Below are 23,409 nucleotides of genomic sequence, written 5' to 3' on the forward strand. Positions count from 1 at the left end.
TGCTTCAAATCCAAAAATCATGACCAAACTCTTTAAGTTAATTGCTGTATCAGAAGGAATCTCATATTTAGTTTTATTTTTCAATATGCTGGTTATAAAACCTTCACATCCCGAGTTGTATAAATCTCTTTTATTTCCTTTTGGAATGGCTCATGGTTTATTGTTTATCAGCTATGTTTTATTTGCAGTTATGATTCGAAAGGTACAGAATTGGAACCTGAAACAGTTCGCGGTAATACAAGTAGCCTCCCTCCTTCCGTTCGCTACTTTTTATGTGGAAAGAAAATATGTGAAAAATGCATAAACTCGTTGAAAAAATATTCGGCTGGAGTTACCATTTATTTAAAAAATGGGATTTTGGAGAAACACTTTCCTCCTATTTGAGCTTGGCTATAAATATAGTTGTTTTAGCCTTTTTATCGTATGGTATCTTTTTGATATTTCGATTTTTATTGGTTAGAACCTTAATTATATTGGCTCGAAAAACCAAAACCAAGTTTGACGATTTACTGGTTTCTAACAAAACAGCGAAGTACATTGCCCATCTTATTCCGCTGCTTTTTATTTATAAATGTGTTCCCATTATTCTGGAAAATTTTGTGTATTGGGAATCCATTTTTGGGAAACTGGTAGGGATCTATATTGTTTTATTGAGTTTGTGGATTACCAAAACTATTTTCCATGCGCTTCGGGATCACTTGAAACAAAATCCGAGATACAGCGATAAACCCATAGACAGTTACATTCAGGTAATCATGATTGTGCTGTGGATTTTTGGTTTTTTTATCATTGTATCCAAAATTTTTGACATCAGCACGACTTCCATGCTGGGAACATTCGGAGCCATCTCGGCTATTGTTATCTTAATTTTCAGAGATACGATATTGGGTTTTGTAGCCAGCGTTCAGGTCTCTTTAAACGACATGGTTCGCATTGGTGACTGGATTACGTTTGATAAATTTGGCGCTGATGGCGATGTAATCGAAATCAATCTAGCTACGGTTAAAGTTCGAAACTTTGACAATACGACCACTACCATCCCTACTTACAGTATGATTTCGGATTCCTTCCGAAACTGGCGTGGTATGCTGAATTCTGACGGTAGACGTATCAAACGTCATATCCTGATTAAAGCCAACAGCATTCGGTTCTTAAACGAAAAAGAGCTCCAAGAGTTAAAGAAAATTGAGTTAGTCAGTAATTACATTGAACATCGTCAAACGGAGATTGATAAATTTAACAAAAATCACAATGTTGATAAATCTGTTTTGATTAATGGCAGAAACATGACCAATTTTGGTTTGTTCCGAAAGTATATCACCCAATACCTGAGCCAGTACCCGGGATTGAACAAAGACATGATTTTGCTTTGTCGCCAATTACAACCTACCCCTCAAGGGGTTCCGTTGGAAATTTACACCTTCTCAAACGATAAGCGATTTGAGAATTATGAATACATCATGGCCGATATATTTGATCATATTTTTGCCTCTGTCCGTTATTTTGATTTAAAAGTTTACGAACTGCCTTCAGACAAAGATTTCGGAACATCATAGACTAACTCTCACTCAACCGGTCTTTTATGTATTCGATTTTGGTTTTACCGTGAGGTGCCGGTTTCCCGTCTGCTCCTAAGCTTACCATGGTAATATTATCCAATGTAATGATTACTTCATGTGTCATCATGTTACGCACCTGACAGGTCAAGGTAAGGGATGTGATTCCGAATTTCACCACATCAATCCCAATTTCAACAATGTCGCCTTGTTTGGCCGAGCTGACAAAATTGATTTCTGACATATGTTTGGTAACAATTTTATTATTCTGTAACTGAATGACCGAATACAAGGCCAATTCTTCATCTATCCAGGCTAACAATCGTCCACCGAATAAAGTGCTGTTGGGATTTAAATCTTCAGGTTTTACCCATTTTCTGGTATGGAATCTCATGGTTCTGTATCTTTTTTGATAAAGCAAAATTAATGATTTCGTTTGGGTAAACAGCAACACTGGCAAATAGGTAAAGTATTATCATCTACAACCATTATCTGCCATGTAGATACCCTTTAAAATCAACGCATAATATCTTTTTATCAACAACAAATTTGAATTAATTGTTAATAGTTTAAAAGACAACAGCGCTTACTGATAACAAAGACGTGAAAACACGGATCATTTCAGTGATTTCAGAGAGGAATACCTTTGCAAAATCGCTACATCAATAATCGGCAAAAAAGTTGGTTATTTGGCGGAAACTTTTATATTTGCATTGATTTTTAACATTTCATTAAATAAAATACAAAATCATAGAGTATGAAGAATCGCCTACTATTGCTAATCACTCTTTTAAGTGTTTCCCTGACTGCTACTGCGCAGAAAAAGAAAGACGACAAAAAAGCAGACAAAGAACTTATTGCGGCTGAGCCCGATAAAGAAATCACCGGAGATACTTACAACAAATGGTCAGTCGAGATTGATTTAGGTCAAAGTAAAGGAGGTAAGCCCTACGCCGAAGGTTACTATATGAGTGATCCGGACAAAGTGTTAGGTGGTTTTCAATTGAATCACTATGGCTTTGGTGTTCGTTATATGATAAGTCCAAAATTTGGTCTTAAAACTCACCTTTCGTATGATGATATCAAAAAACTTCCGGGTTCGGAAAGTTTAGATTTCAAGGTACAACACATTCAAATGACTTTTGAAGGAGTAGTAAATGCAGTTCGCTTGTTTGATCTTCAGGATGAGGCTAAACGTTTTGGTTTATTGTTCCACTTTGGTATTCAGGCCTCTCAAATGTCTCCAAAAATGAATACGGCTGCTGCTCCGAATAATAAAGGTAAAAAAGAATTAAACGGTGGTGTCATTGTTGGAGTTACTCCTGCCATCAGGCTGTTTGATAACCTAAGTCTTTTTGCTGATATTGCCATCAACTCCAATATCAGACAACACTTCAACTGGGACGGTTCTTATTCTGAAAGAAGCAATAACTTAACCGGAAGTTTATTCACCACATCATTAGGATTTTCCTACGCCTTCGGAAAACAAAAAATTCATGGTGACTGGGCACTTATTCAAGATAAGAAAGATAAAGAAATTGACGCTCTTAACAATCGTATAGGTGAAATTGAAACCTTAATGAACGATTCTGATAAAGATGGTGTTCCGGATTATTTAGATGCAGAAAACAACTCTATTGCTGGTGTAGCCGTAGATACCAAAGGAAGAATGGTTGACAAAAACAACAATGGTGTTCCGGATGAGTTAGAAAAATACGTTGACAAAACGATTACAAACAATAACAATACCAACAGCGCTACCGTTACTAATGGTATGTTAGAACAATTGATTAACGATGGTTATGTTGCGGCATACTTTGACCCGAATAAAACACAACCAACTACAGCTTCTTCTGACAACATTGGGTTTATCTTGAACTACTTGAAAAACAATCCGGATAAATCAATTGAAATTATTGGTTATGCTGATGAGTTAGGAAGTACAGCATACAACAACAAACTATCAGGTGACAGAGCTGCTAACGTTAAAGCTATTTTAGCAAAAGCAGGGATCAACCCTAATCGTTTAACAATTGTTGGAAACGGTATCGATGACTCAGTTGATAAAAACTCTGATTACGCCAGACGTTTAGTACGCAAAGTAGTGTTCAAAATCAAATAATAATTAACAATTAATTATTAATAACTATAAAAAACCTCTGTTTCCAACAGAGGTTTTTTTTTTAACTTTAAAAGAAAAACATGGAACCCAGAGATACCCACGTTCTTGAGCTCCGAGGAGAAGCCTTAGGAACAATCACAAGTCAGTCATCAATGGAGGAAACTTTTCAAAACCAAACGCTCCGTCCTATTCTTAAGATGCAAAATGATTTATTCGTTCAGGTTTTTATCAATTATGCTGTCAAACAGAAAAATGTTTTTTTCTCCCTTACTCCCGAAAAAAAGATGGCTTACATTGAAAATGTCATTCAGCGTGACATCAAGTTCAGAAATGCCTTAAAAGGGATGATAATTGCCTTATTCACTTTGGATGAGTATGCCGAATACATTCAGAACTCTTCCAATCTTAACAAGCGGATGATGAACATGCTCATCGAAAGACTCAAGAGTCAGGTTTTATTGATTGTCGAATAAAAAAAATACCATCAGTTTTGATGGTATTTTTGTTTAATCAAAATAAATGGCTTCTCAGTAGTAATCAACTCATTTACAATTTCCTTTCGCAACGTCGACAGTTGATCATATTGTAAATGGTTCGCCCAATGCGTTTCAGTTAAAACCTGTCGGACTGCTTTGATTGTTTTGGCAGTTTCAGCAGCATTCCTCAAAACCGATTTTTCATCGTAAGGTTGGGCATCTTTGTGATGAAAGCTAACTTCATTGGTCTCCAAATTGGCTGTGACGTAAAACAACTTGGAACTTTCATCGTTGGGATAAAAATCGGTCCAGAGCGCAAAACCAACTTTTACATGCTGATTCTTGTAAGCTTCCAAGGGTTCTAACCGCCACCGACAATTGGCAGCTCTTCCCCAATGATTAGAAATGCGGTACACACCGGTATCGTTAAAAATATATTTACTTCCTGACGGGCTTTGATAGCTGATGGCCAAGCCGGCAATAGCCTCAAGCTTTACCTCCTGCCAAACACAAAAGGTACGATTGTGAAAATTATGTCTGGAATAGATTTTGTTCAAAATTAATCGTGCTCTTCCTCTCCGGCTTCATTATTGTTTTGCACAGCAGCTCCGCTTCTGATTTCAGTATGGCGTATCTCACCACCGCTGGTTCCGGTCTCTTTGGCTAAAAACACACCCACTAATGCGATTAGTGCTGCCAAATACGAAATCATATTGGCTTTGCTGTGTTTTTTGATATTAGTGTAAAGTCCCAATAACGAAACCGCTCCAAGTACATACAACACCAAAGCTAATTTCTCAGCCATTTCCTCATGCTCGTGAATGATTTGTTTTCCGATATTCGGCATTTCTTCCACAGCCTCTTCAGCACCTTCCCCGGTACCCATACTAACTGCAGCAGCTACAGCCGCTACAACAAATAACAAGTAGGCTACATTTTTAACCACATTGTTTTTTAAGACAATTCCGGCAACTAAGATTCCCAATCCAAAAATCGTTCCGATAATTGGAAAATGGTTGACTAATAAGTGTAAGTGTGCATCGTTCATAAGTGATAAGATTTATAAAGTGTTGCTCAAATTTAACATTTATATGGTTTCAAATACATGAGAAATGTCATAATCAACAATTTAGAATCAATACAGTTTACTTGACAAAGCTTAAGATGACTTTGGTTCCGACATTTTCCTGACTTTCTATATCTAAATCAATTTGAAGTAGCGAGGACAACCGTTTTACGATGGAGAGCCCCAGTCCTGTTCCTTTAATCTCAGGATGTTGATTGGATTTAGAACGGTAAAACTGATCGAAAATTTTCTGCAAGTCTTCTTCAGCAATACCAATCCCCTGATCGGAAACAGAGCAAAGCAATCGCGTTTCGGTTTCAATGATATCAAAGGTAATAGTACCTCCTTTTTTAGAGTACTTTATGGCATTCGTTAAAATATTATTCACAATAATGCATAACAAATAGGCATCAGTATTCACATAAAAATCCTGGGTAAAGTGAGCAATACAATTAATTTTTTTCTCACTGATAATAGTGGTGTTTCTGGAAATTACCTCTAAAAAAATAGCATTCAGTGAAACTCTTTCCATCTTGATGGTTTGCTTCTGATCTTCAAATCGGGCCAACAGCAGCAATTCATCCACCAAATGGTTCAACCGGTTTACTTCGGTAATACAAAAATCAATTTTCTCCTTATATTCTTCAGGATTACGGGGTTTGCGCACTAAAACTTCCAATGTTCCTTTAATTACGGCCAAAGGCGTTCGCAATTCATGGGAAGCATCCGAAGAAAACTGCTTTTCTCTTTCAATAGCATTTTCTACCCTATCCAGCAGGTTATTGATGGTTTGCGACAGCAAGTACAACTCGTCTTTGTTTTGCGGTAACGGAATTCTCGATTTCAGATTGTCTTTGGTAATAACCTTCGAAGTCTCAATGATAGCACTGATAGGTTTAATGCTTTTTCCGGCGATGAAACGGGCGATTAAGAATAGTACCAATAATATCAAAGGATAAGCCACCACCAAAATTACAAACAGGTTATTCAGTACCATCTTGGAATCTTCCAGTGACATGGCCACCATCAAAAAGCCGATAATCTTGGTTCCCTGATACAAGGGTACCTGAATCTGTCGGACAGAAATATTATCAAGCTTCCCGTCAAATAATTCATTGTTAATGGCATCAGGATAGTAAGTTAGCTTTTTTTGTTTCAAATTGGGCGACTTGTTGACCAAAGCACCAAGTTCATCCACAAATTGTATAAAAGCCGGACTGACGTCTACCTTGTTGAATTGAATCTGTTTCCACTGTTGCTCTCTGACCAATAAAACACAGTTTTCCTTAACTTCAATCTCCTTCATGTGTTTGGCGACTTCAATTTGAATGTCATTATTCACCCGAATGTAAACACTGAATTTTACAATAGCATAAATAACCGAAAACACTACAAAAATCAGTAGTGCCGTGGTAATCATGTAATTGGAGGCGATTCTGTTTTTAAACGAAAGTTGCTGCATTAGTTCTTATTCATTAGCAATATACCCTACTCCGCGAATCGTTTTGATGTAATCCTCATCCACTTTCAAATTGAGTTTTTTTCGGATGGAATTCATAAATACATCAATCACTCCGGTATCATATTCAAAATGAATATCCCATACATCCTGTATAATTTGCGTACGCGAGCAAACATTGCCCTTGTTTTTTACCAAATAACTCAGCAAATCAAATTCTTTTTGGGTCAACGATACTTCTCTCTTATCCACCGTAACCTGATGTTTCTGTACATTAATTTCAATGGGGCCCAAGGTCATGACTTCCTGTTCGCTTTTATCACGAAGCTGTACTTTGATGCGCTCTACCAATTCATCAAAACTAAACGGCTTTTTGATGTAATCATTGGCACCGCTTTTCAGTCCTTCCACCGTTTCCTGAACGGTGTCTTTGGCCGTTAAAAAAATAATCGGGAGTTTTGTATTCAATTGCCTGATGGCCTGACAGAGCTCTACTCCGGTCATTTTGGGCAACATCCAGTCGAGTAAAACCAAATCAAATTTGTGTTGCTTAAAAAGGGCTAATCCCGCTGCTCCATCCGTGGCATAAGATATTTCATAGCCTTCTTCTTCTAAGCCTTGTTTCAGAAATTGTACAATTCCTTCCTCATCTTCCACTATTAGTATATGCTTCATTTTAGTTTGATTTTGCATTGGATAAATATAACCTAAAAATAAAACCTTAGCAATTGCCAAGGTTTTATTTTAATCAAAATTTAATCATCACTCTTGTTTTTCTCCAGACAGGAAAGACATAATTTAAGAATATACATGTAGTGAATTCCCGGTCAGTTCCGTATTGTATTGTTGCAAATTAGACGTAGCCGGTCCTTGGGTAACGACACCTGTACTGCTGAATCGTGCGCCATGATTCGGACAAATAAAATTATTGCCTGCCGCATTATAATTCACGTTGGTTCCTTGATGGGTGCACGAAGCGGAAACGGCCAAAAAATCACCCGTGTTCGTACGGGCCACCACTATGCCGCCATGCACTAAGAATCCTCCGTTAGTAGCGAGTGCACCGGTACTGATGTCTAACGTAAAATCAACATTGGTGGGTGCCGGTACGGGCGACCCCTCGTCTTCTGAACAACTGGAGGCTAAACCTCCAATACATGCCGGAACCAACACTACGGCCGCTCCAAAACCCACTCTCGAAAAAAATTCTTTACGCGTCATAATTTTATTATTTGGATTATTATTATTTCATGTGACTAAAACACTTAGGGAAACCGTTTACCCTAGCTGTCGGAATAGAAATTTCAAACAATATATTTTTTGTCGCTTAACGTTCCGACCCAATGTTTTGCTATTTTTGTACAAAACATTCATAAACATGCACTTCTTCAGGAAATCATCGCCTTTTATCAACTTGCTGGTTCTTTTCGTAATCGCCAATATCGTTCTCAGAATCGTACTCCTCTTCCATCCTATTACACAATCCTCCTTCAGTATTTTAGAAATAGGAAAGATTTTCACTTTCGGATTCCTTTCTGATGTTTGTGTCTTTACGGTAGCCAGTGCTTTGTTGTGGCTTTACCTGTTGTTTTTATCTGACAGCAAATATGAAAAACCATGGGGTTATACCATCTTTGCCGGCTTGGTCGCTTTGATGCTCTATGTTACTTTTGGCAACACCATCCTGAATGAATACGGAGGTTCATTACCCGAAATAGGAATTACTTTCATCACCCTCAAAACGGTTTTATTCGGTTTGCTATTGTTTTTACCCCGCTACCGCAAACAAATCCGCTTGGTGTTGTACACCATTACTGTATTTATTTTTGTTTTGGTCATCATCCAAAACGCCATCAGTGAATTCTTTTTCTGGAATGAATTCGGAGTGCGTTACAACTTTATCGCTGTCGACTATTTAGTGTATACCAATACCGTCATCGGGAACATTATGGAATCCTATCCGGTGGTGCCGCTCTTTACCGGCGTAGGATTGGTAGCCGGTTTTTTTACTTTTATCGTGGTCAGACGCACCAAACCGTTCTTGGCCAAATTACCTTCATTTGCCGATAAAATCAAAAGCCTGACGGCTTATGTTGTGCTAATGTTAGTGGCACTTTGGGCAATTCCCTTTTTGGCCAAACAAGAGAATTCCTCTAATGTATTCACCAATGAGCTACAGGCTGACGGGCTGTACAAGTTCTATATTGCCTTTATGAATAACGAATTGGAATTCCATAAATTCTATAAAACCATGCCCGATGCTGAAGCCTTTGCTTTGCTCCAAAAACAAACCCCGGGAACAACAGGCGAAACATCAATGCGTAAAATCGTCAGCGATTCTGTCGAAAATCGCAAAAATGTGGTATTAATTACTATAGAAAGCTACAGTGCCGAGTTTATGAAAGCTTATGGAAACGAGAGCAATGTCACCCCTTTCCTCGATTCATTAGCCACCCAAAGTCTCCAGTTTACCAATCTGTATGCTGTGGGCAATCGCACCGTGCGTGGTCTCGAAGCCGTTACACTCTGCCTGCCGCCCAGCGCTGCGGAAAGTGTGGTCAAACGTAAAGACAATAAAAACAAATTTTCTACCGGAAGCATCTTCAAACAAAAAGGATATACTATCAAGTACCTTTACGGAGGCGATGCATTCTTTGACAATATGGGCGATTTCTTTGGCGGAAACGGCTATGACATCGTCGATAAAAAAACGTTTTCCCCACAGGAGATTACTTTCTCCAACATTTGGGGCGTTTGTGATGAAGACATGTATCGTAAAGCCATCAAGGTGATGAATGCCGAAGCACAGCAAAACAAGCCGTTCTTCAACCACATCATGACTGTGAGCAACCACCGTCCGTTTACCTATCCCGAAGGGAAGATTGATATTTCCGGCAAAGCCAAATCCCGCATGGGCGGGGTAAAATATACCGATTACGCCCTCCGCCAGTTCTTTGCCATGGCACAAAAACAACCCTGGTTCCACAACACTGTTTTTGTGATACTGGCTGACCACTGTGCTTCCAGCTCCGGAAAAACAGAACTGCCTATGGACAAATACCGCATTCCGGCCTTTATCTTTGCGCCAAAGATGATCCAACCGAAAGAAGTCAATACCCTAATGTCGCAGATTGACGTGATGCCTACCTTGTTCGGCCTGTTGCACTTCAACTACGATAGCAAATTCTATGGTCAGGATATCTTTCAGCCCGGTTATCAGCCCAGAGCTTTTGTGGCCACCTATCAGGATTTAGGCTTAATCAAAGACAACATCCTCACCATCATCTCTCCGGTTAAAAAAGCCAAGCAATTCCAATTGATTCCACAACCCAATCCTAAAGTACAGCCTAATTTTCAGTTGTATTTTGAAGAAAAACCGATGACTACCCTGCGCGAAGATTTGGTAAATCAAACCATTGCTTACTATCAAACCTCTGCTTATTTGCTTAAAAACAAGATATACCAAAAAGAATAATAATGAAAAAGTTGCCCGAACTAACGGCACTGTTTTGGTTAACTAAAATCATCGCAACTACGTTGGGGGAAACCGCCGGCGATTTAGTATCAATAACGTTGCATGTGGGCTATGCCCTAAGTTCGCTGCTGCTTTTCGGATGCTTCTTAGTTTTGTTGGCAATTCAGTTGTTCAGCAAAAAATACACGCCTTGGATATATTGGTTGGTTGTTTTGGCCACCAGCACCTCGGGGACTACCCTTTCCGACTATATGGATCGTACTTTAGAACTGGGCTATGCTACAGGCAGCTTGTGTATTGCGACACTGTTATGCGTGGTGCTCTTGGTGTGGAAATTCTCCGAAAAGTCATTATCCGTAACCCAGATTACCCGTCGGAGTACCGAAATGTTTTACTGGACAGCCATATTGGTATCCAACACTTTAGGCACAGCATTGGGGGATTTTTTAGCCGATGACTCCGGACTGGGATTCGCCGGTGGAGCCGCTTTAATCGGATTGGCGTTAGGCATAGTACTGCTGGTTCATTACAGCACCAAAATCTCAGGGGTAATCTTGTTTTGGCTGGCATTTGTCCTCACCCGTCCTTTCGGAGCCACTTTCGGAGATGTGTTGACAAAGTCTGCCGATAAGGGCGGTTTGAATTTAGGCACTAAAGGCACCTCATTATTGCTTTTTGTATTACTTTTGATAGTAGTAGGATATGAAACCCAAATCCTTAAAAAGAACAATAAAAAGGAACCTGCAGGAGGGTGAATACCTGATAGACTGTTGTAATCTCAATTATGCTAACACCTGTTTTATATGAAAATACATTCCGTTTTCTCAGTCATTCTTTTCTTTGTAAGCCTCTCAGTCACCGCCCAAACCCCGGCAACAACAGATACGGTGACCGTCAAAGCGCCTAAAAACACCAAATTCAATTACAAGCAAATCATCATTCCGACAGTATTAATCGGATATGGAGTCATCGGAATAGAAAGTGACCAGTTAAAAGATTTAAACTTAGACATCAGAACTGAGGTGGTGGAAGACATTGACAAAAAGCTGACCATCGATGACTTTATGCAATACACCCCGGCCGTTTCAGTATACGCCCTCAACAATTTGGGCGTACCGAGCAAGCACAACCTCAAAGACCGCACCGTGATTATAGGTACCTCGATGCTCTTGGTGGCTACGACTGTAACGGCACTGAAAAGAATCACCAAAGAAGAACGCCCGGACGGGTCCAACAACGAGTCCTTTCCTTCCGGACACACAGCCCTCGCCTTTGCCGGAGCCGAATTTTTATACCAGGAATACAAAGACGTTTCGGTTTGGTATGGCGTTTCGGGCTACGTCGTGGCCTCTGCCACCGGAGTCTTCCGCATTTACAACAACAAGCACTGGTTGACAGATGTAGCCGCCGGTGCCGGCTTCGGAATTTTGAGCACCAAAGCCGCCTATTGGATGTCGCCTTGGCTCAACCGGCACATCTTTCCTAAGCTTACCGGTAAAACCACCGCCATGCTCACCCCTACTTTTGACGGCAAGCAATTAGGAGGTGCCTTTGTCATGACGTTTTAGGGGAATACACACACCGCTCCCGGGTGGGTGCTAATTGATATTCCCTATTTCAATCTGTCCGTCACTGCTGTTCACAATCTGTGTAACCCCGCTCCCATCGATATTGGCAGAATAGATATGCGTATTTAAGTCAGAGTTGTCTTGAGCAAGAAAGAATATTTTTTGTCCGTCAGGAGAAATTCTCGGATTGTTGTGTTGTGACGCTAGATTCCATATTTCCACACCGGGAGGCATGTTCAGTACCACTTCTGTTTGGTTCGAACCATCATAATTGCACGTGAAAATATGAGGAATTCCACTCGTTACTTTAATATAAACGACTTTATTGGTCATTGCCGTACTTATAGAATTCTCCTCTGAATTCGAACAACTGATTTGAAATAAAATACCGGCTCCGGCAAAAGCAAACAAATAAAGACTGTTTTTTAGAATGTTTTTCATGATGTTATTGTTTTAAGGGTTAGGTTATCTATCATATCGGACGAGCACACAACAGCAGCTTGGTTTTGAAGCTGTTGATATTGACCGATTACTTTATTGCATCCGTTCGCTATACACTTTGCCCAAAAGTCAATAAATTATGGTCGGGGTCCAACACCGCAAATTCCTTTTGTCCCCAGGGCTTAACCTCTAAATGCCCTGCCGGATGTATGTCAACCTTATTTTCCAATAAGCCGGCATACAAACGTTCTATTTCAGTAGTCCTGATGTAAACCTGTCCGTAATTTTCGGTTGGATCGAGTGTTGAGAACTCAAAAAAATGCAATTCCATAGCATCTTTTTGCAAAATAAGATAATGGCCATAATCGGCTATTTCAGAAAAGTGCAACTTTTCAAGATAAAACCGTTTGGTTTGGTTTTTATCCCGCATGGGTAATTTTGGACAAATTTGAGTCAGCATATCGTTTACAATAAAAGTGAATCCTACGTGGGCAAAGCCGGTCCACTATCGTTTCGCAGCTTGGCAAAAAGAGTGGCAACTGTAAAGATAAATAAAATTTCAAATTAGTAACTTCAACTATTGCTTCAAACCGCTGCTATGTCATGCATTTATTTTTGCGATTTCTTGTATTCTCTCTCTATCTCTTTATAGATCTCTGAGTTTTTTCCTTTAGCAAAACGAATGTTTGTCTGCAAAGATTTCCCGGAAAACGCTTCCAATTTATAGAATAAACGTTTGAAAGGATTTTTTATTTGATTGTAGAATAATGAGTTTTGGCTTAAATAAAAAACAACAAAAGGAGCTTTGCCGTCTTCAAATAAAAGTAGTTTAATGTCTTTCCACTTTACATTCACACCATTAAAATTATCTATATACTCTTCGCTAGTCAATTCAATCATTGGTTTTTTAATTATTATATGAAAAATTGCTTTAACGATTCGGTAATAGAAATAACCACCAATGAATATTAAAATTAGAGGAAATATAAAATGGACAATCTTCGTTGCTTTCAAAAGCATTAAAACTATTATTGAAAAGTAAAATACTATTCCAAGTAAAAAGTAGAGAATTACATTAAGTTTATGATAAGCTATATTGTTCATTACCGTTATTCATGTAGTTCGGTCAAAATGTTACACAACGTTTTACAGCTAACCGAAGGTGGCGTGTTTTTAATGATTAGTTGTAAATGTAAACAAAAATTCCAACGTAGTAATTTCCGGCGAAGACCCGAGACTACTTTAGCAGTCAAATGGAGCGAAGCTAAACCGCTGTTAGAAGAAACTTTTATCACAATTTGATTATTATTTCACCTTTATCTGATTTACTGTATTCAGGTTCTCTAAATTCAGCTTTGCATTTTCTATCACCAATCCCTAAGACTATAGGAACCTTATATCCATTATCATAAAAGATATGCATATTTGATGGCCAAAACATATTTTTAGTAAAATATGAAGTACATAAAATTACATGTGTGTCAAGTTCTATAAAAATGTTTCCAAGAAAACTAATCATTAACCCTTCCTCGGAATAAGCCATATATTCCTTGTCAAACTTGATTTGCATAGATAATGAAAAGTCTTGCTTTGGAAAAGCAAAGAAAACAAGAACTGAAGGAATAATAGCAGATGCTGAAATTAAATAATCTGTTTTTCTATTAAGATATTTTGATTGAGATGGAATAAAATTAGGCTGAGGAATTTGTGCAGTTAGTAAATGCCTAATTCCAGTTGTATTGTTAGACGTATTTTTTAGTTCGTTACCATGAAAAACAACAGTTGGAATATATTGTCCATTATGTTCTCTAAATCCTGTCATTCCTGAACCATGGATTGTAAATTTGCCCTCTTTTGGCAACTTGGCTTCTAATGGTAAAATTCCATCTTCTGAATCTTTTAAAAAGTGCCAAGTTGTTTTATCAAAATTAGGCCAATTAAAATAGATACTTCCATCAATATGTTGAGAAATACTCATAATCTGAAAATGTTCAGAATTATTTTCAGTTATGAATATTCTTCGGTCTATTTTGGGCATGTTTTATTTTTAATGTTGAGTAAAAAGTTTCTGCTAACGCCCCGCAACTTCGCGCAGTAGCGGCAAGTTAAGAAAAAATGTTATGCGGTAAACCGAAAACAGCCAGACCCAAGGCCACAGGCCTAACTGAGCGAGGCCAAACCGCTGTTAGCACTATTTTTTATTTCAATATTTTCATGATTGATTCTTCATCAACTTTTAGAGCTTTCAATATAAATTCTGCGTGCTCTTTGTTATTCTCTTTCACTTCATCAAAGAGTTCACTCAAATCTGAAGCATATAACCTTTCGTTAACTGTCATTCCTCCAATTCCATCAACTTTTGCAACTCCAATTTTCACTTTCTCTTCCAAGTCAAATAGTTCAAGTCGCTTTTTAATTCTATTTAGGATTTCTGAATCTGCATCGCCATAAATATCACGCAACTGAAATTCTTTATTTTCCATAAACTCGTTAATTCCTAAATTGAAAAGTACTTGTCCAAATCTCTGGTTCGGATTCTTTTCCAAATAGGTTCTTAATTTGTCAAGTATTTCTTTTTGTGCAGTGTTCATAAAATAGTCGCTAACGTCCCATGACTTCGCGCAGTATCGGCAAGTTAAGAAAAAATGTTATGCGGCAAACTTTACAAACAAACTAGTGAGAAAAAGCTGCTCCGTAGTGCTGTCCCCAATGTTGTATTCTCTCATCTATTTGCTCCAAAGTTGGCGAAGTTGGTTTTTGATAAAGTTTGTATACACATAGACTAAGTAATGCAACACAAATTAAAAGTAAAAAAGTGTTCAAATTTTCTCTTCTCATTTTTCAAATGTTTAAGTTATTATTTTCGATTTCTATTGTCCTTCGTTGGCCAGGAGCAATGTCTGCTAACGTTCCGCGGCTACCCGCAGTAGCGCCAAGTTAAGAAAAAATGTTATACGGAAGAACAAGTTTTGGTTTCCGGCGCAATGCTAACGAGCTATTGCGCGACACGAGGCGAAGCCGACTGACGAAGTAAACCGCTGTTAGCGGTAGTGCGCCTTTTTTCAATTTCATCAGTTAGAGCAAGTGTCTCAGAAGTACTTCTTTCACCTAATACTTGTGCTAATTCCCAATAATCAATTTTTCCAATTATATTGTAATCTATTAATGTTTCTCTCACTTTTTGAAAGTCATCTGAATTAATTAACTCAAACTGATATCTCTTCGATTCACCTGACACAAGATAAATTACAATAAAGTTATTTGTTCCATTTGAAAGTGCTGGTCCTAAATTTCCTTTAGATATATTTTTAAATGCACCACTATAATCGTCATTTGAAATTTTAATTGTTCTTATTTTTTCGATTGGATATATTTCGTCTCCAACAATAATTGCTTCTTTTTCCAATATTAAGTAGCCTTCTAGTTTTCCATGAATTGGTTCAATCTGATAAAAGCCCTTGAATTTTGTAACTAAACCACTGATAAAGAAGCAAATTATTATCCAGCCAAAAATTTTATCGAAAATATTACTTTCTATATTTAAGATTTTCTGTTTAAAAAGAAGAATTCCACAACATATAAAAATTGCTGAATATATTATTTTATTGGCACTCCAATAAAATTTGTTTGATTTAATATAAAGTGAAAATTTTTGCATAGTTCTATAGCATTGCTCATAACGCCCTGCGGCTACCCGCAGTAGCGGCAAGTTAATAAAAAATAGCATACGGTAAACTGAAAACCGACACACCCAAGGCCACAGGCCTAACTGAGCGAGGCCAAACCGCTGTTAGCACTATTTTTTATTTCAATATTTTCATGATTGATTCTTCATCAACTTTTAGAGCTTTCAATATAAATTCTGCGTGCTCTTTGTTATTCTCTTTCACTTCATCAAAGAGTTCACTCAAATCTGAAGCATATAACCTTTCGTTAACTGTCATTCCTCCAATTCCATCAACTTTTGCAACTCCAATTTTCACTTTCTCTTCCAAGTCAAATAGTTCAAGTCGCTTTTTAATTCTATTTAGGATTTCTGAATCTGCATCGCCATAAATATCACGCAACTGAAATTCTTTATTTTCCATAAACTCGTTAATTCCTAAATTGAAAAGTACTTGTCCAAATCTCTGGTTCGGATTCTTTTCCAAATAGGTTCTTAATTTGTCAAGTATTTCTTTTTGTGCAGTGTTCATAAAATAGTCGCTAACGCCCCGCAGCTACCCGCAGCAACGGCAAGTTAAGAAAAAATGTAAAGCGGTAAACTGAAAACCGCTGTTACCAGCAGTTCTAATCCTTGAATATTAATTTCGACAATCCAAACAAAGCTTTCATAATGTCAAGTAGGGCAAAGGAACTCAACAAAAATACAGAAACACTCATTATATCTGGAATTTTCAAATATTCAACATTCCAATTAAAAGGATTAATTGTGTTTGCAATGATAGAATTTATAAAAAGGAAGATTATGCAAACAAATATGAGAAAGATGTCGCTTTTAATTTCATCGAATGCGTCTTTTAATGATTTATAAACTTCTTCTTTGTTTTCTATTTTTGTGAAGGAAATTTTTTCAATCGCTTCATAAATATCCTTCAAAATTGATAAACCAAAAGTGTAAAGGGTCAAGGCGAAACCTATAAGAACACCAAGATATGTTATTTGGTTATTTATTTGAAAGAACTGCTCTGCCATTATTCCAGTAGAGTGTACAAGGAAAATGGATAACCCAATGCAGCCTATGAAGTAAAACATTCTCATAATCTATTCTCGGTTTTCAATATCCGAAATATTTGCGATTTTTTCAGAAATATTTTCTTTTGTTTTTTCATCTATAAAATCATCTTCAATATTCAATTCGGTGTTGTAAACATCGTCTGAACTAGAAATGCTTTTCATTTCATCTTCATCGTTATCTTTAAACTTCATAATATATTTACCTCCTATTTCTCTAACATAATCAATCCATCTTCCAATTCCACTTCTCTTAATTTCGAGTTTCCCATCTGTGTTTTTGAGAGCGATGTCAAGTTGCTCGTTATTCGTTTCAGCTTTTATAATTTTTAATATCCTCTGTGTATGGCGGTCAGCAAAAAATGCCATATTTGGAGCATTAAGTTTCAATACAAGTTGATAAATACTATCAGCATTTTCAACTTGATGCCAAAAAGTATATTTAGTTGCCAAAGGATAAATATTTAAACGATAAAAATGATTGACCAAACCCTCATTAAAATATTTAGAAAGCAATCCTGTGACGGTTTTAAAATTTTGGAAAATTGATTTATTCTGTTCAATTAATATTACTTGATAATCGGTATCAATTATTAAATATATATAGCGAGCTTCAAGAATTTTTGTTTTCATAATATCATCTTCATCTTCAATGTAGACTGTATTATTTGATTCTCTTGCAAACTTTACAAAAAACAGATTTTCTTTGTGTTTTTCTACGCCTGCAAATAAGTATTTTTTTGAAGCGTTGGACCAAATAGTTTTTCTATCCTTTTCCAATCTATTTAGAATGTCGATAATAATTTGCTCTTTGGTGAGTTCTTCTCCAAATAAATTAAGTTGATCACTTTCTGATATTAGATATCGAAATGCATAAAATCTTCTTCTCATTTGCGATGTTGTTTAAGAATTACTGCTAACTCGTATATAGGCGCCATAAACAGTCGCCAAGCTACCTTGTTTTGAGTGTATAAGCGAATGTTTGTTTCGCTTATCTGGTTATCAAAAATAGTAAAAAAAGATTACAAATCATTAAACAAACTTTTTACCAAGGTTTTTATGCGGAAGATGATCATGCTTTCACAAAAAATTGCAATACAAAAAAAAAGAGCACCCTTCGCAGGGTGCCCTTAGCGTGGTTTTTGTAAACTAAGCAACATCTTTATCAGTTCCACCTTCTGGTTCCATGACAACGGTAACTACCGTTCGTTCCGTAGCGGTAATAGCAACTTCCGTTGTGGTGGCTGCATAACCGGCTTTTTGTAAAACCACGGTATAAGTACCACTATCCAAATCCTTTATTTCAAAACCACCCCTACTCGATGTTTTTCTAATAATGGAAGTACCGTCCACACGAACATCCACCTTACTCAAAGGCAACCCCTCGGCATCGGTAATAATACCTTTCAAAGCTATAGTACGATAGCTCGGTCTGATAATTTTCCGACTTGAAAAATAAGCATCATAAACTTCCTTATCCGTAAACTGAAGCATCGTTATCAAAGCATCTAAACTGCTAAGCGTAGCATCACTTGCTTTAAACAATCGCATCATCTCCTCGGTAGCCTGCTTGCGTTCCACAATCCCCGCTCTCGGTTTAGGAATATACGAGGTATAAGCCCCTATACTGTCGTTCAGAGCATCCAGCAGCTCATTAGTCACACCATAAGCAGCAAGTGCCGTCAGGAGCAACTGCCCTTTATTGTAAATAAACTGGCAAATATCAGCACAAACCGTGTCCGGTCGTTTGTACAGGTTACTAATGCGCTGGTACATTTCCTCACGCAATACCACATCATTAGTATTAATGGCATACGCTTTCACCCTTGAAGCCACATCTATGGCTTTCTTAGTCATATCAAGCTTCAAATCATCTTTTACCATTCGGTAACCTATACGGTTAGTCGTCTGGCTTTCACTTTGTGTTCTTATTTTATCTACCACATTCATAAATACAGTAAACTTGGCCTCAAACTCAGGCATACTGGCTATCGTAGCCGCGGGTACTGTTGCCAAATAATCTTCAACAACATAGTACATAGAGCGCTTGCGCTCTTGCATTTGATTCATAACTTTTACTTTTAATTGATTAAACTACAGTGATTTAGGCGCCACTTCCGTCCCAAAGTTATAAAAACAATTTCCTACAAAACAAGCAAAAAATGACAGAAAATACACTTTTATTATATTATCATCAAATCCCGCATTTCATTCAAAATCAAGCAATTAAAACATCAGAAATTAGGGCTGTAATAAATTATATACAATAAAATCTTACTTTTACTAAAAACCAAATTACTTGTAAACAGCCACTTACAAATTATCATAACCTTTTTTCTGTCAAAAAACGACATCAAAAGACGATTTCCCGCAAATAAAAATCGGTAATCCCGCTTCGGTAAGACTGTTTTTTTATCATTTCCTCTTGTAGCCCATCTGCTTCTTGCTGTAAGCTATCCATTTCGCACTATAGCCTATCCGTTTCCTGCTGTAACCTATACATTTCCTACTGTAGCCTATCCGTTTCCTGCTATAATCCATGCATTTCCTCCTATAGTCAATCCGTTTCTTACTGTAAGCTATTCATTTCCTGTTATAGCCTATCCGTTTCCTGCTGTAGCCTATACTATCTTCTATAAAAGCATCCAAAACTTCAAATCCTTTTTTCAGCCTGTCCGTTCAAACACGTGCTACCGTTTTGTTAAATTGAAAACCCACAGCACAACTGTCCTTTTTTTCAGTATCTTTATCCTATGTTTCGGCACCACGGAAAAAACAGAACTTTCATTCACAACCTGCGCTTAGCGACTTTATTGTCCTTAGTGGCGGGTATGGTTAACATTACCGGAGTACTCGCCCTCAAAACCCTTACCACCAACGTCACCGGGCATTTTGCCTTTTTTGCCGAAGAGTTTTTACAAAAAGACTACGCAGCGGCACTCACCTTTTTGGTTTTCATACTCTTCTTTTTATTGGGTTCCTTTACCGCCAACCTCCTGGCCGAATGGTTGCTCAGACGCCGCCCGCATTCCGCCCACATTCTCCCGGTACTTATTGAAATGACCGTGCTCATCGCCGTGGGCTATTACGGAACCACAAACCCCGTCACCGCTTCCTCAGCAAAAATCATTGCCTTTGCCATGCTCTTTGCCATGGGGGTACAAAATGCACTGGTAACCAAAATTTCGCAATCCACCGTAAGAACCACTCACCTCACCGGCCTCTTCACTGATTTAGGCATAGAACTCTCCCAACTTTTTTTCTACAAAAAGACCGAAGAAGTAAAACGCCTCAGAACCAGCATTTACCTACGTTTCTCCATCATCATCTTTTTCTTTATCGGATGCATCGGCGGCGGGTTGCTATACCAATCCTACCAAATGAAAACGCTGTTTGTGGCCTCTTTTATCTTATTAATTGCCCTCCTATACGATTACTTCCGCCTCCAACTCTTGGCCTTCAGACGCAAAAGCCATCAATCGCATTAAAACCCGTTTTCGGTTACCATTTAGCCATAAATGCCTCATACTTCCGACAAAATGTAAGCTTCCGTGTTAAAAAAGAAAACCATCTGAACCTTTTTAACTACTTTTGTAGCAAATACCACATTAATGATAAAGCATTTCAAAAGGCTGGCTATCGCGATGATAGCCTTTGCTGTGTTGTCTGCTCACGGACAACAAACCATAAAAGATAAGGAATACTCTTTGGTGTACCAAAAGAGCGGCATCGTGTTGCAATTCAACGCAGACTATGCTTCGGGTAGCATCACAAAAGCGGTAAACGCCAAGACCAAAGCCCCGGTGGCCTTTTACAAACAAGGAAACGCTTACGTGTTCGACCAATTGAATCCGGCAGAAATTATTAAAATAGAGTATCAATTGGCCGAGGGCAAAAACAATACACCCAAAACCACCTACGTGGCCATGTCTTCCCAATCCACCGGAACGATAAACGTGTATTTTAACCACACCGTCAATACAAGCTACGCACAAATACAACCCGCGATCAACTTAGCCGACACCTTAGACGACATGCTCATCAGCTATATCAATGCCTGCCAAAGCACATTGGATATTGCCATCTACAATTCTTCTTCACCCAGCAGCGACACCGGTATCGCAGGCGCTATTAACGCCGCCTACAATCGAGGCGTTCAGGTGCGTTTAATCTATGACGGCAGTACCAGCAGCAACATGATTCCGCTGTTGAATCCCGCTATTCCTAAATTGGCAAGTCCCACCAGTTCCAGCTACGGCATCATGCACAACAAGTTTGTCATCTTTGATGCCGACAACAGCGACCCGAACAAACCTTACGTGTGGACCGGTTCAACCAACTGGACCGTAGTGCAAATTGACGGCCCCGACCGCAACAGTGCCATCATGATACAGGACCAGGCCTTGGCTCAGGGCTACAAGATAGAGTTTGAAGAAATGTGGGGCAGCAGTACCGCCACCCCTGACACCGTTGTTTCGGAATTCGGTCCTTATAAAATCGATAACACCCCCCACCATTACATCATTGGCGGAAAAACCATCGACAGCTATTTCAGTCCAAGTGACGGTACCAATAGTAAAATTATTGACGCAATCAATTCAGCCAACAGCGATATCAATATAGCCACCATGGTACTCACCCGCACCGACATCAGCAGCGCGTTGACCGCCAAGTACAATTCGGGGTTGACCAATATCAACATCGTGACAGACACTCAAAATCCAAGCGGAAACCAATTCAATACCCTTCAGGCCGCCTTAACACCCGGTCATGTCGTAAAATTTACCAACAGCGGGGTGATGCACCATAAGTTTATGGTGGTAGATAATTTCAACGCCACTTCAGATCCTTTGGTATTGTTAGGTTCCCACAACTGGAGCAGCTCTGCCGAGAATAAAAACGACGAAAACACTTTGGTCGTCCACGACTTAAACATCGCCAACCAATACTATCAGGCTTTTGCCTTTTTGTATTTGGACGCCGGCGGACAATTATTGGGCACGCCACAGTTTGAAACAACTGCGTTTGCGGTATATCCCAACCCAACGAGCGGTATTTTTACCATTGCGGTAAAAAACACACCGCTGGATAAAGTATCCCTAAAGGTATACGACGTCATGGGAAGAAGCGTCTACAGCAACCAATACAGCAGTTTGGTGAACGAACAAATTTCATTGAGCAATCAGGCATCCGGCATCTATATGATTCGCATGGAAAGCAACGGACAAACCTGGAACTATAAAGTAGTTAAAGAATAGAGTTATCGAACTATCATGCTAAAATAAAAGCCTCAAGATACTACTTGAGGCTTTTTTGCGTTATATACGTAACACTCTAAAACCCTAACTATATGAAAAACGGATGTATCGCATTCCTGTCGTTGTTGTTTTGTACTATTGGCTTCGCGCAACGAGAACAAAACAATGTTCCTAAAATCAGCGCTGTTGGTGTAGGCACCACCACCGCTTTTCCCAATGCCGCTCTAATTACTATCAGCTTCAAGCACGTCAAGCCCACATTGCGGGAGGCTATTAATGACAACCAGGCCACTACGGCTGAAGTGTTAAAGATTGTCCGTAAATATGTCGCCGACACCCTGGATATCAAAACAAGCTTAATCGCTACCGGCAAATCCAACCGCTGGGATGAGAAACTCAACAAAGACATTTTTCTCGGCTTTGAATCCACACAAAAACTCATCTTTACCCTCAAGGATTTAAAACGGATGCAGGACTTTACCGAAGAGTTACTCAAAACAAAATTCAATAAAATAGAACGCATCACCTATTTCAACACCGGAGCGCAGGAATTGATTAAGAAAGCACAGGAACTGGCTGTGGTAGACGCCATAGAAACCACCAACCGATTGGCCAAAGCCAGCGAAGTGAAAACAGGTAAAATCATTTACATGGAGTCTGACAGAAGTCCCAATGATAGTGGCAACACCCGCGGCAACTCCTATGAATTTGAATCCTACGGCAAAGGCATGGGCGGTCGTGGCGTTACGGCCAGTGGCGAACTCATCAAATACAGTGTTTCGGTAACGGTGTTCACGCAAATCATCGATTAAATGTTTCGTTTTCACCCCCGGTATTTCCTGCTTACCCTTTGCCTCTTTGTCACCGAAGTGCTGATTGCGCTTTACGTACACGATACATACATAAGGCCCTACATGGGAGATGTATTGGTGGTGATTCTCATCTATTGCTTTGTAAAAACCTTTACTACATTAAGTTCTAAACAAACAGCACTTTACACGCTTTTATTTTCCTTTTCAATTGAAACACTTCAATACCTAAACGGAGTCGAACTTTTGGGGTTGTCCGAATACAAAATCGCCCGCATTGTCATCGGATCATCGTTCAGTTGGTTGGATATATTAACTTACATTCTTGGCATCGCTATAGTGCTGCTTGTAGAGCAATGGCAGAAAAGCAAAAGCGGTGTTGGGGTAAAGCCTTAAAATACAGGCTCTCGTTTTTTTTACTATTTTTAACCCAATGATAGGGTTG

27 protein-coding genes are annotated in these 23,409 nt (G+C 38.7%); 11 read left to right on the forward strand and 16 right to left on the reverse strand.

What is annotated here, in order from left to right; genetic code table 11:
• Positions 1–19 precede the first annotated feature (19 nt).
• Positions 20–304, forward strand: coding sequence for a DUF3817 domain-containing protein (locus ACSVH6_RS05750; protein ID WP_438076450.1), 285 nt, complete (start codon positions 20–22; stop codon positions 302–304).
• Positions 297–1,556, forward strand: coding sequence for a mechanosensitive ion channel family protein (locus ACSVH6_RS05755; RefSeq protein WP_438076452.1), 1,260 nt, complete (start codon positions 297–299; stop codon positions 1,554–1,556). The genes ACSVH6_RS05750 and ACSVH6_RS05755 overlap by 8 nt, the downstream gene beginning before the upstream one ends.
• Before the next feature lies 1 nt (position 1,557).
• On the opposite strand, the gene ACSVH6_RS05760 is transcribed toward ACSVH6_RS05755, so the two are convergent.
• Entirely contained in the window at positions 1,558–1,950 is a 393-nt protein-coding gene (locus tag ACSVH6_RS05760) for an acyl-CoA thioesterase (protein WP_438076454.1), read from the reverse strand.
• Between the two features lie 363 nt (positions 1,951–2,313).
• On the opposite strand from ACSVH6_RS05760, the gene ACSVH6_RS05765 reads away from it, so the two are divergent.
• A complete protein-coding gene (locus tag ACSVH6_RS05765) occupies positions 2,314–3,678 on the forward strand; it encodes an OmpA family protein (protein WP_438076456.1) in 1,365 nt (454 codons plus the stop codon).
• A gap of 80 nt (positions 3,679–3,758) precedes the next feature.
• Complete coding sequence (locus ACSVH6_RS05770; RefSeq protein ID WP_438076458.1) at positions 3,759–4,151, forward strand: glyoxalase; 393 nt, start codon at positions 3,759–3,761, stop codon at positions 4,149–4,151.
• A gap of 11 nt (positions 4,152–4,162) precedes the next feature.
• On the opposite strand, the gene ACSVH6_RS05775 is transcribed toward ACSVH6_RS05770, so the two are convergent.
• From ACSVH6_RS05775 to ACSVH6_RS05795, 5 genes are all read right to left on the reverse strand, one after another.
• Positions 4,163–4,711 carry a hypothetical protein gene (locus tag ACSVH6_RS05775; protein ID WP_438076459.1) on the reverse strand — a complete coding sequence of 183 codons (549 nt, stop codon included), beginning with the start codon at positions 4,709–4,711 and terminating at the stop codon, positions 4,163–4,165.
• A gap of 2 nt (positions 4,712–4,713) precedes the next feature.
• Positions 4,714–5,202, reverse strand: coding sequence for a hypothetical protein (locus ACSVH6_RS05780; protein ID WP_438076461.1), 489 nt, complete (start codon positions 5,200–5,202; stop codon positions 4,714–4,716).
• 97 nt (positions 5,203–5,299) lie between these two features.
• Positions 5,300–6,682 (reverse strand): ATP-binding protein, encoded by a 1,383-nt coding sequence (locus tag ACSVH6_RS05785; RefSeq protein WP_438076463.1) that lies wholly within the window; start codon positions 6,680–6,682, stop codon positions 5,300–5,302.
• Between the two features lie 6 nt (positions 6,683–6,688).
• A complete protein-coding gene (locus ACSVH6_RS05790; protein WP_438076465.1) occupies positions 6,689–7,354 on the reverse strand; it encodes a response regulator transcription factor in 666 nt (221 codons plus the stop codon).
• Positions 7,355–7,477: 123 nt separating this feature from the next.
• Positions 7,478–7,900 (reverse strand): ubiquinol-cytochrome c reductase iron-sulfur subunit, encoded by a 423-nt coding sequence (locus ACSVH6_RS05795; protein WP_438076467.1) that lies wholly within the window; start codon positions 7,898–7,900, stop codon positions 7,478–7,480.
• Positions 7,901–8,057: 157 nt separating this feature from the next.
• On the opposite strand from ACSVH6_RS05795, the gene ACSVH6_RS05800 reads away from it, so the two are divergent.
• From ACSVH6_RS05800 to ACSVH6_RS05810, 3 genes are read left to right on the forward strand one after another with little or no spacing between them, the layout of a single operon-like run.
• On the forward strand, positions 8,058–10,154 hold the full coding sequence (locus tag ACSVH6_RS05800) for an LTA synthase family protein (protein ID WP_438076469.1): 2,097 nt from the start codon (positions 8,058–8,060) through the stop codon (positions 10,152–10,154).
• 2 nt (positions 10,155–10,156) lie between these two features.
• Complete coding sequence (locus tag ACSVH6_RS05805; RefSeq protein ID WP_438076470.1) at positions 10,157–10,909, forward strand: COG4705 family protein; 753 nt, start codon at positions 10,157–10,159, stop codon at positions 10,907–10,909.
• 48 nt (positions 10,910–10,957) lie between these two features.
• Positions 10,958–11,722 (forward strand): phosphatase PAP2 family protein, encoded by a 765-nt coding sequence (locus ACSVH6_RS05810; protein ID WP_438076472.1) that lies wholly within the window; start codon positions 10,958–10,960, stop codon positions 11,720–11,722.
• Positions 11,723–11,752: 30 nt separating this feature from the next.
• On the opposite strand, the gene ACSVH6_RS05815 is transcribed toward ACSVH6_RS05810, so the two are convergent.
• The 10 genes from ACSVH6_RS05815 to ACSVH6_RS05860 form a co-directional block, all read right to left on the reverse strand.
• The gene (locus tag ACSVH6_RS05815; protein ID WP_438076474.1) at positions 11,753–12,163 is read right to left on the reverse strand and encodes a TolB family protein; all 411 of its coding nucleotides are present in this window, start codon (positions 12,161–12,163) and stop codon (positions 11,753–11,755) included.
• A gap of 109 nt (positions 12,164–12,272) precedes the next feature.
• Positions 12,273–12,623, reverse strand: a complete 351-nt coding sequence (locus ACSVH6_RS05820) for a bleomycin resistance protein (RefSeq protein ID WP_438076476.1) — start codon at positions 12,621–12,623, stop codon at positions 12,273–12,275.
• 149 nt (positions 12,624–12,772) lie between these two features.
• Positions 12,773–13,267: a hypothetical protein gene (locus ACSVH6_RS05825; protein WP_438076478.1), complete on the reverse strand. Its 495-nt coding sequence runs from the start codon at positions 13,265–13,267 to the stop codon at positions 12,773–12,775.
• A gap of 187 nt (positions 13,268–13,454) precedes the next feature.
• Positions 13,455–14,201, reverse strand: coding sequence for a hypothetical protein (locus tag ACSVH6_RS05830; protein ID WP_438076480.1), 747 nt, complete (start codon positions 14,199–14,201; stop codon positions 13,455–13,457).
• Between the two features lie 160 nt (positions 14,202–14,361).
• The gene (locus ACSVH6_RS05835) at positions 14,362–14,754 is read right to left on the reverse strand and encodes a hypothetical protein (protein ID WP_438076482.1); all 393 of its coding nucleotides are present in this window, start codon (positions 14,752–14,754) and stop codon (positions 14,362–14,364) included.
• Between the two features lie 404 nt (positions 14,755–15,158).
• Positions 15,159–15,890 carry a hypothetical protein gene (locus tag ACSVH6_RS05840; protein ID WP_438076484.1) on the reverse strand — a complete coding sequence of 244 codons (732 nt, stop codon included), beginning with the start codon at positions 15,888–15,890 and terminating at the stop codon, positions 15,159–15,161.
• Between the two features lie 76 nt (positions 15,891–15,966).
• A complete protein-coding gene (locus ACSVH6_RS05845; RefSeq protein WP_438076482.1) occupies positions 15,967–16,359 on the reverse strand; it encodes a hypothetical protein in 393 nt (130 codons plus the stop codon).
• A 94-nt stretch (positions 16,360–16,453) separates the two neighbouring features.
• Positions 16,454–16,924 (reverse strand): hypothetical protein, encoded by a 471-nt coding sequence (locus tag ACSVH6_RS05850; protein WP_438076486.1) that lies wholly within the window; start codon positions 16,922–16,924, stop codon positions 16,454–16,456.
• A gap of 3 nt (positions 16,925–16,927) precedes the next feature.
• Positions 16,928–17,788 carry a hypothetical protein gene (locus ACSVH6_RS05855; RefSeq protein WP_438076488.1) on the reverse strand — a complete coding sequence of 287 codons (861 nt, stop codon included), beginning with the start codon at positions 17,786–17,788 and terminating at the stop codon, positions 16,928–16,930.
• A gap of 258 nt (positions 17,789–18,046) precedes the next feature.
• Positions 18,047–18,967: a carboxypeptidase-like regulatory domain-containing protein gene (locus ACSVH6_RS05860; protein WP_438076490.1), complete on the reverse strand. Its 921-nt coding sequence runs from the start codon at positions 18,965–18,967 to the stop codon at positions 18,047–18,049.
• A gap of 683 nt (positions 18,968–19,650) precedes the next feature.
• Here ACSVH6_RS05860 and ACSVH6_RS05865 point away from each other — a divergent pair.
• The 4 genes from ACSVH6_RS05865 to ACSVH6_RS05880 all read left to right on the forward strand — a co-directional run bounded on the left by ACSVH6_RS05865 (position 19,651) and on the right by ACSVH6_RS05880 (position 23,360).
• The gene (locus ACSVH6_RS05865; protein WP_438076492.1) at positions 19,651–20,385 is read left to right on the forward strand and encodes a YoaK family protein; all 735 of its coding nucleotides are present in this window, start codon (positions 19,651–19,653) and stop codon (positions 20,383–20,385) included.
• A gap of 123 nt (positions 20,386–20,508) precedes the next feature.
• Positions 20,509–22,155, forward strand: a complete 1,647-nt coding sequence (locus tag ACSVH6_RS05870; protein ID WP_438076493.1) for a phospholipase D-like domain-containing protein — start codon at positions 20,509–20,511, stop codon at positions 22,153–22,155.
• A 92-nt stretch (positions 22,156–22,247) separates the two neighbouring features.
• On the forward strand, positions 22,248–22,967 hold the full coding sequence (locus ACSVH6_RS05875) for an SIMPL domain-containing protein (RefSeq protein ID WP_438076495.1): 720 nt from the start codon (positions 22,248–22,250) through the stop codon (positions 22,965–22,967).
• Positions 22,968–23,360 carry a DUF2809 domain-containing protein gene (locus ACSVH6_RS05880; protein ID WP_438076497.1) on the forward strand — a complete coding sequence of 131 codons (393 nt, stop codon included), beginning with the start codon at positions 22,968–22,970 and terminating at the stop codon, positions 23,358–23,360.
• Positions 23,361–23,409 lie beyond the last annotated feature (49 nt).

It is taken from the genome of Flavobacterium sp. XGLA_31, from assembly GCF_051547105.1.
In the GTDB taxonomy this organism is placed as follows: Bacteria; Bacteroidota; Bacteroidia; order Flavobacteriales; family Flavobacteriaceae; genus Flavobacterium.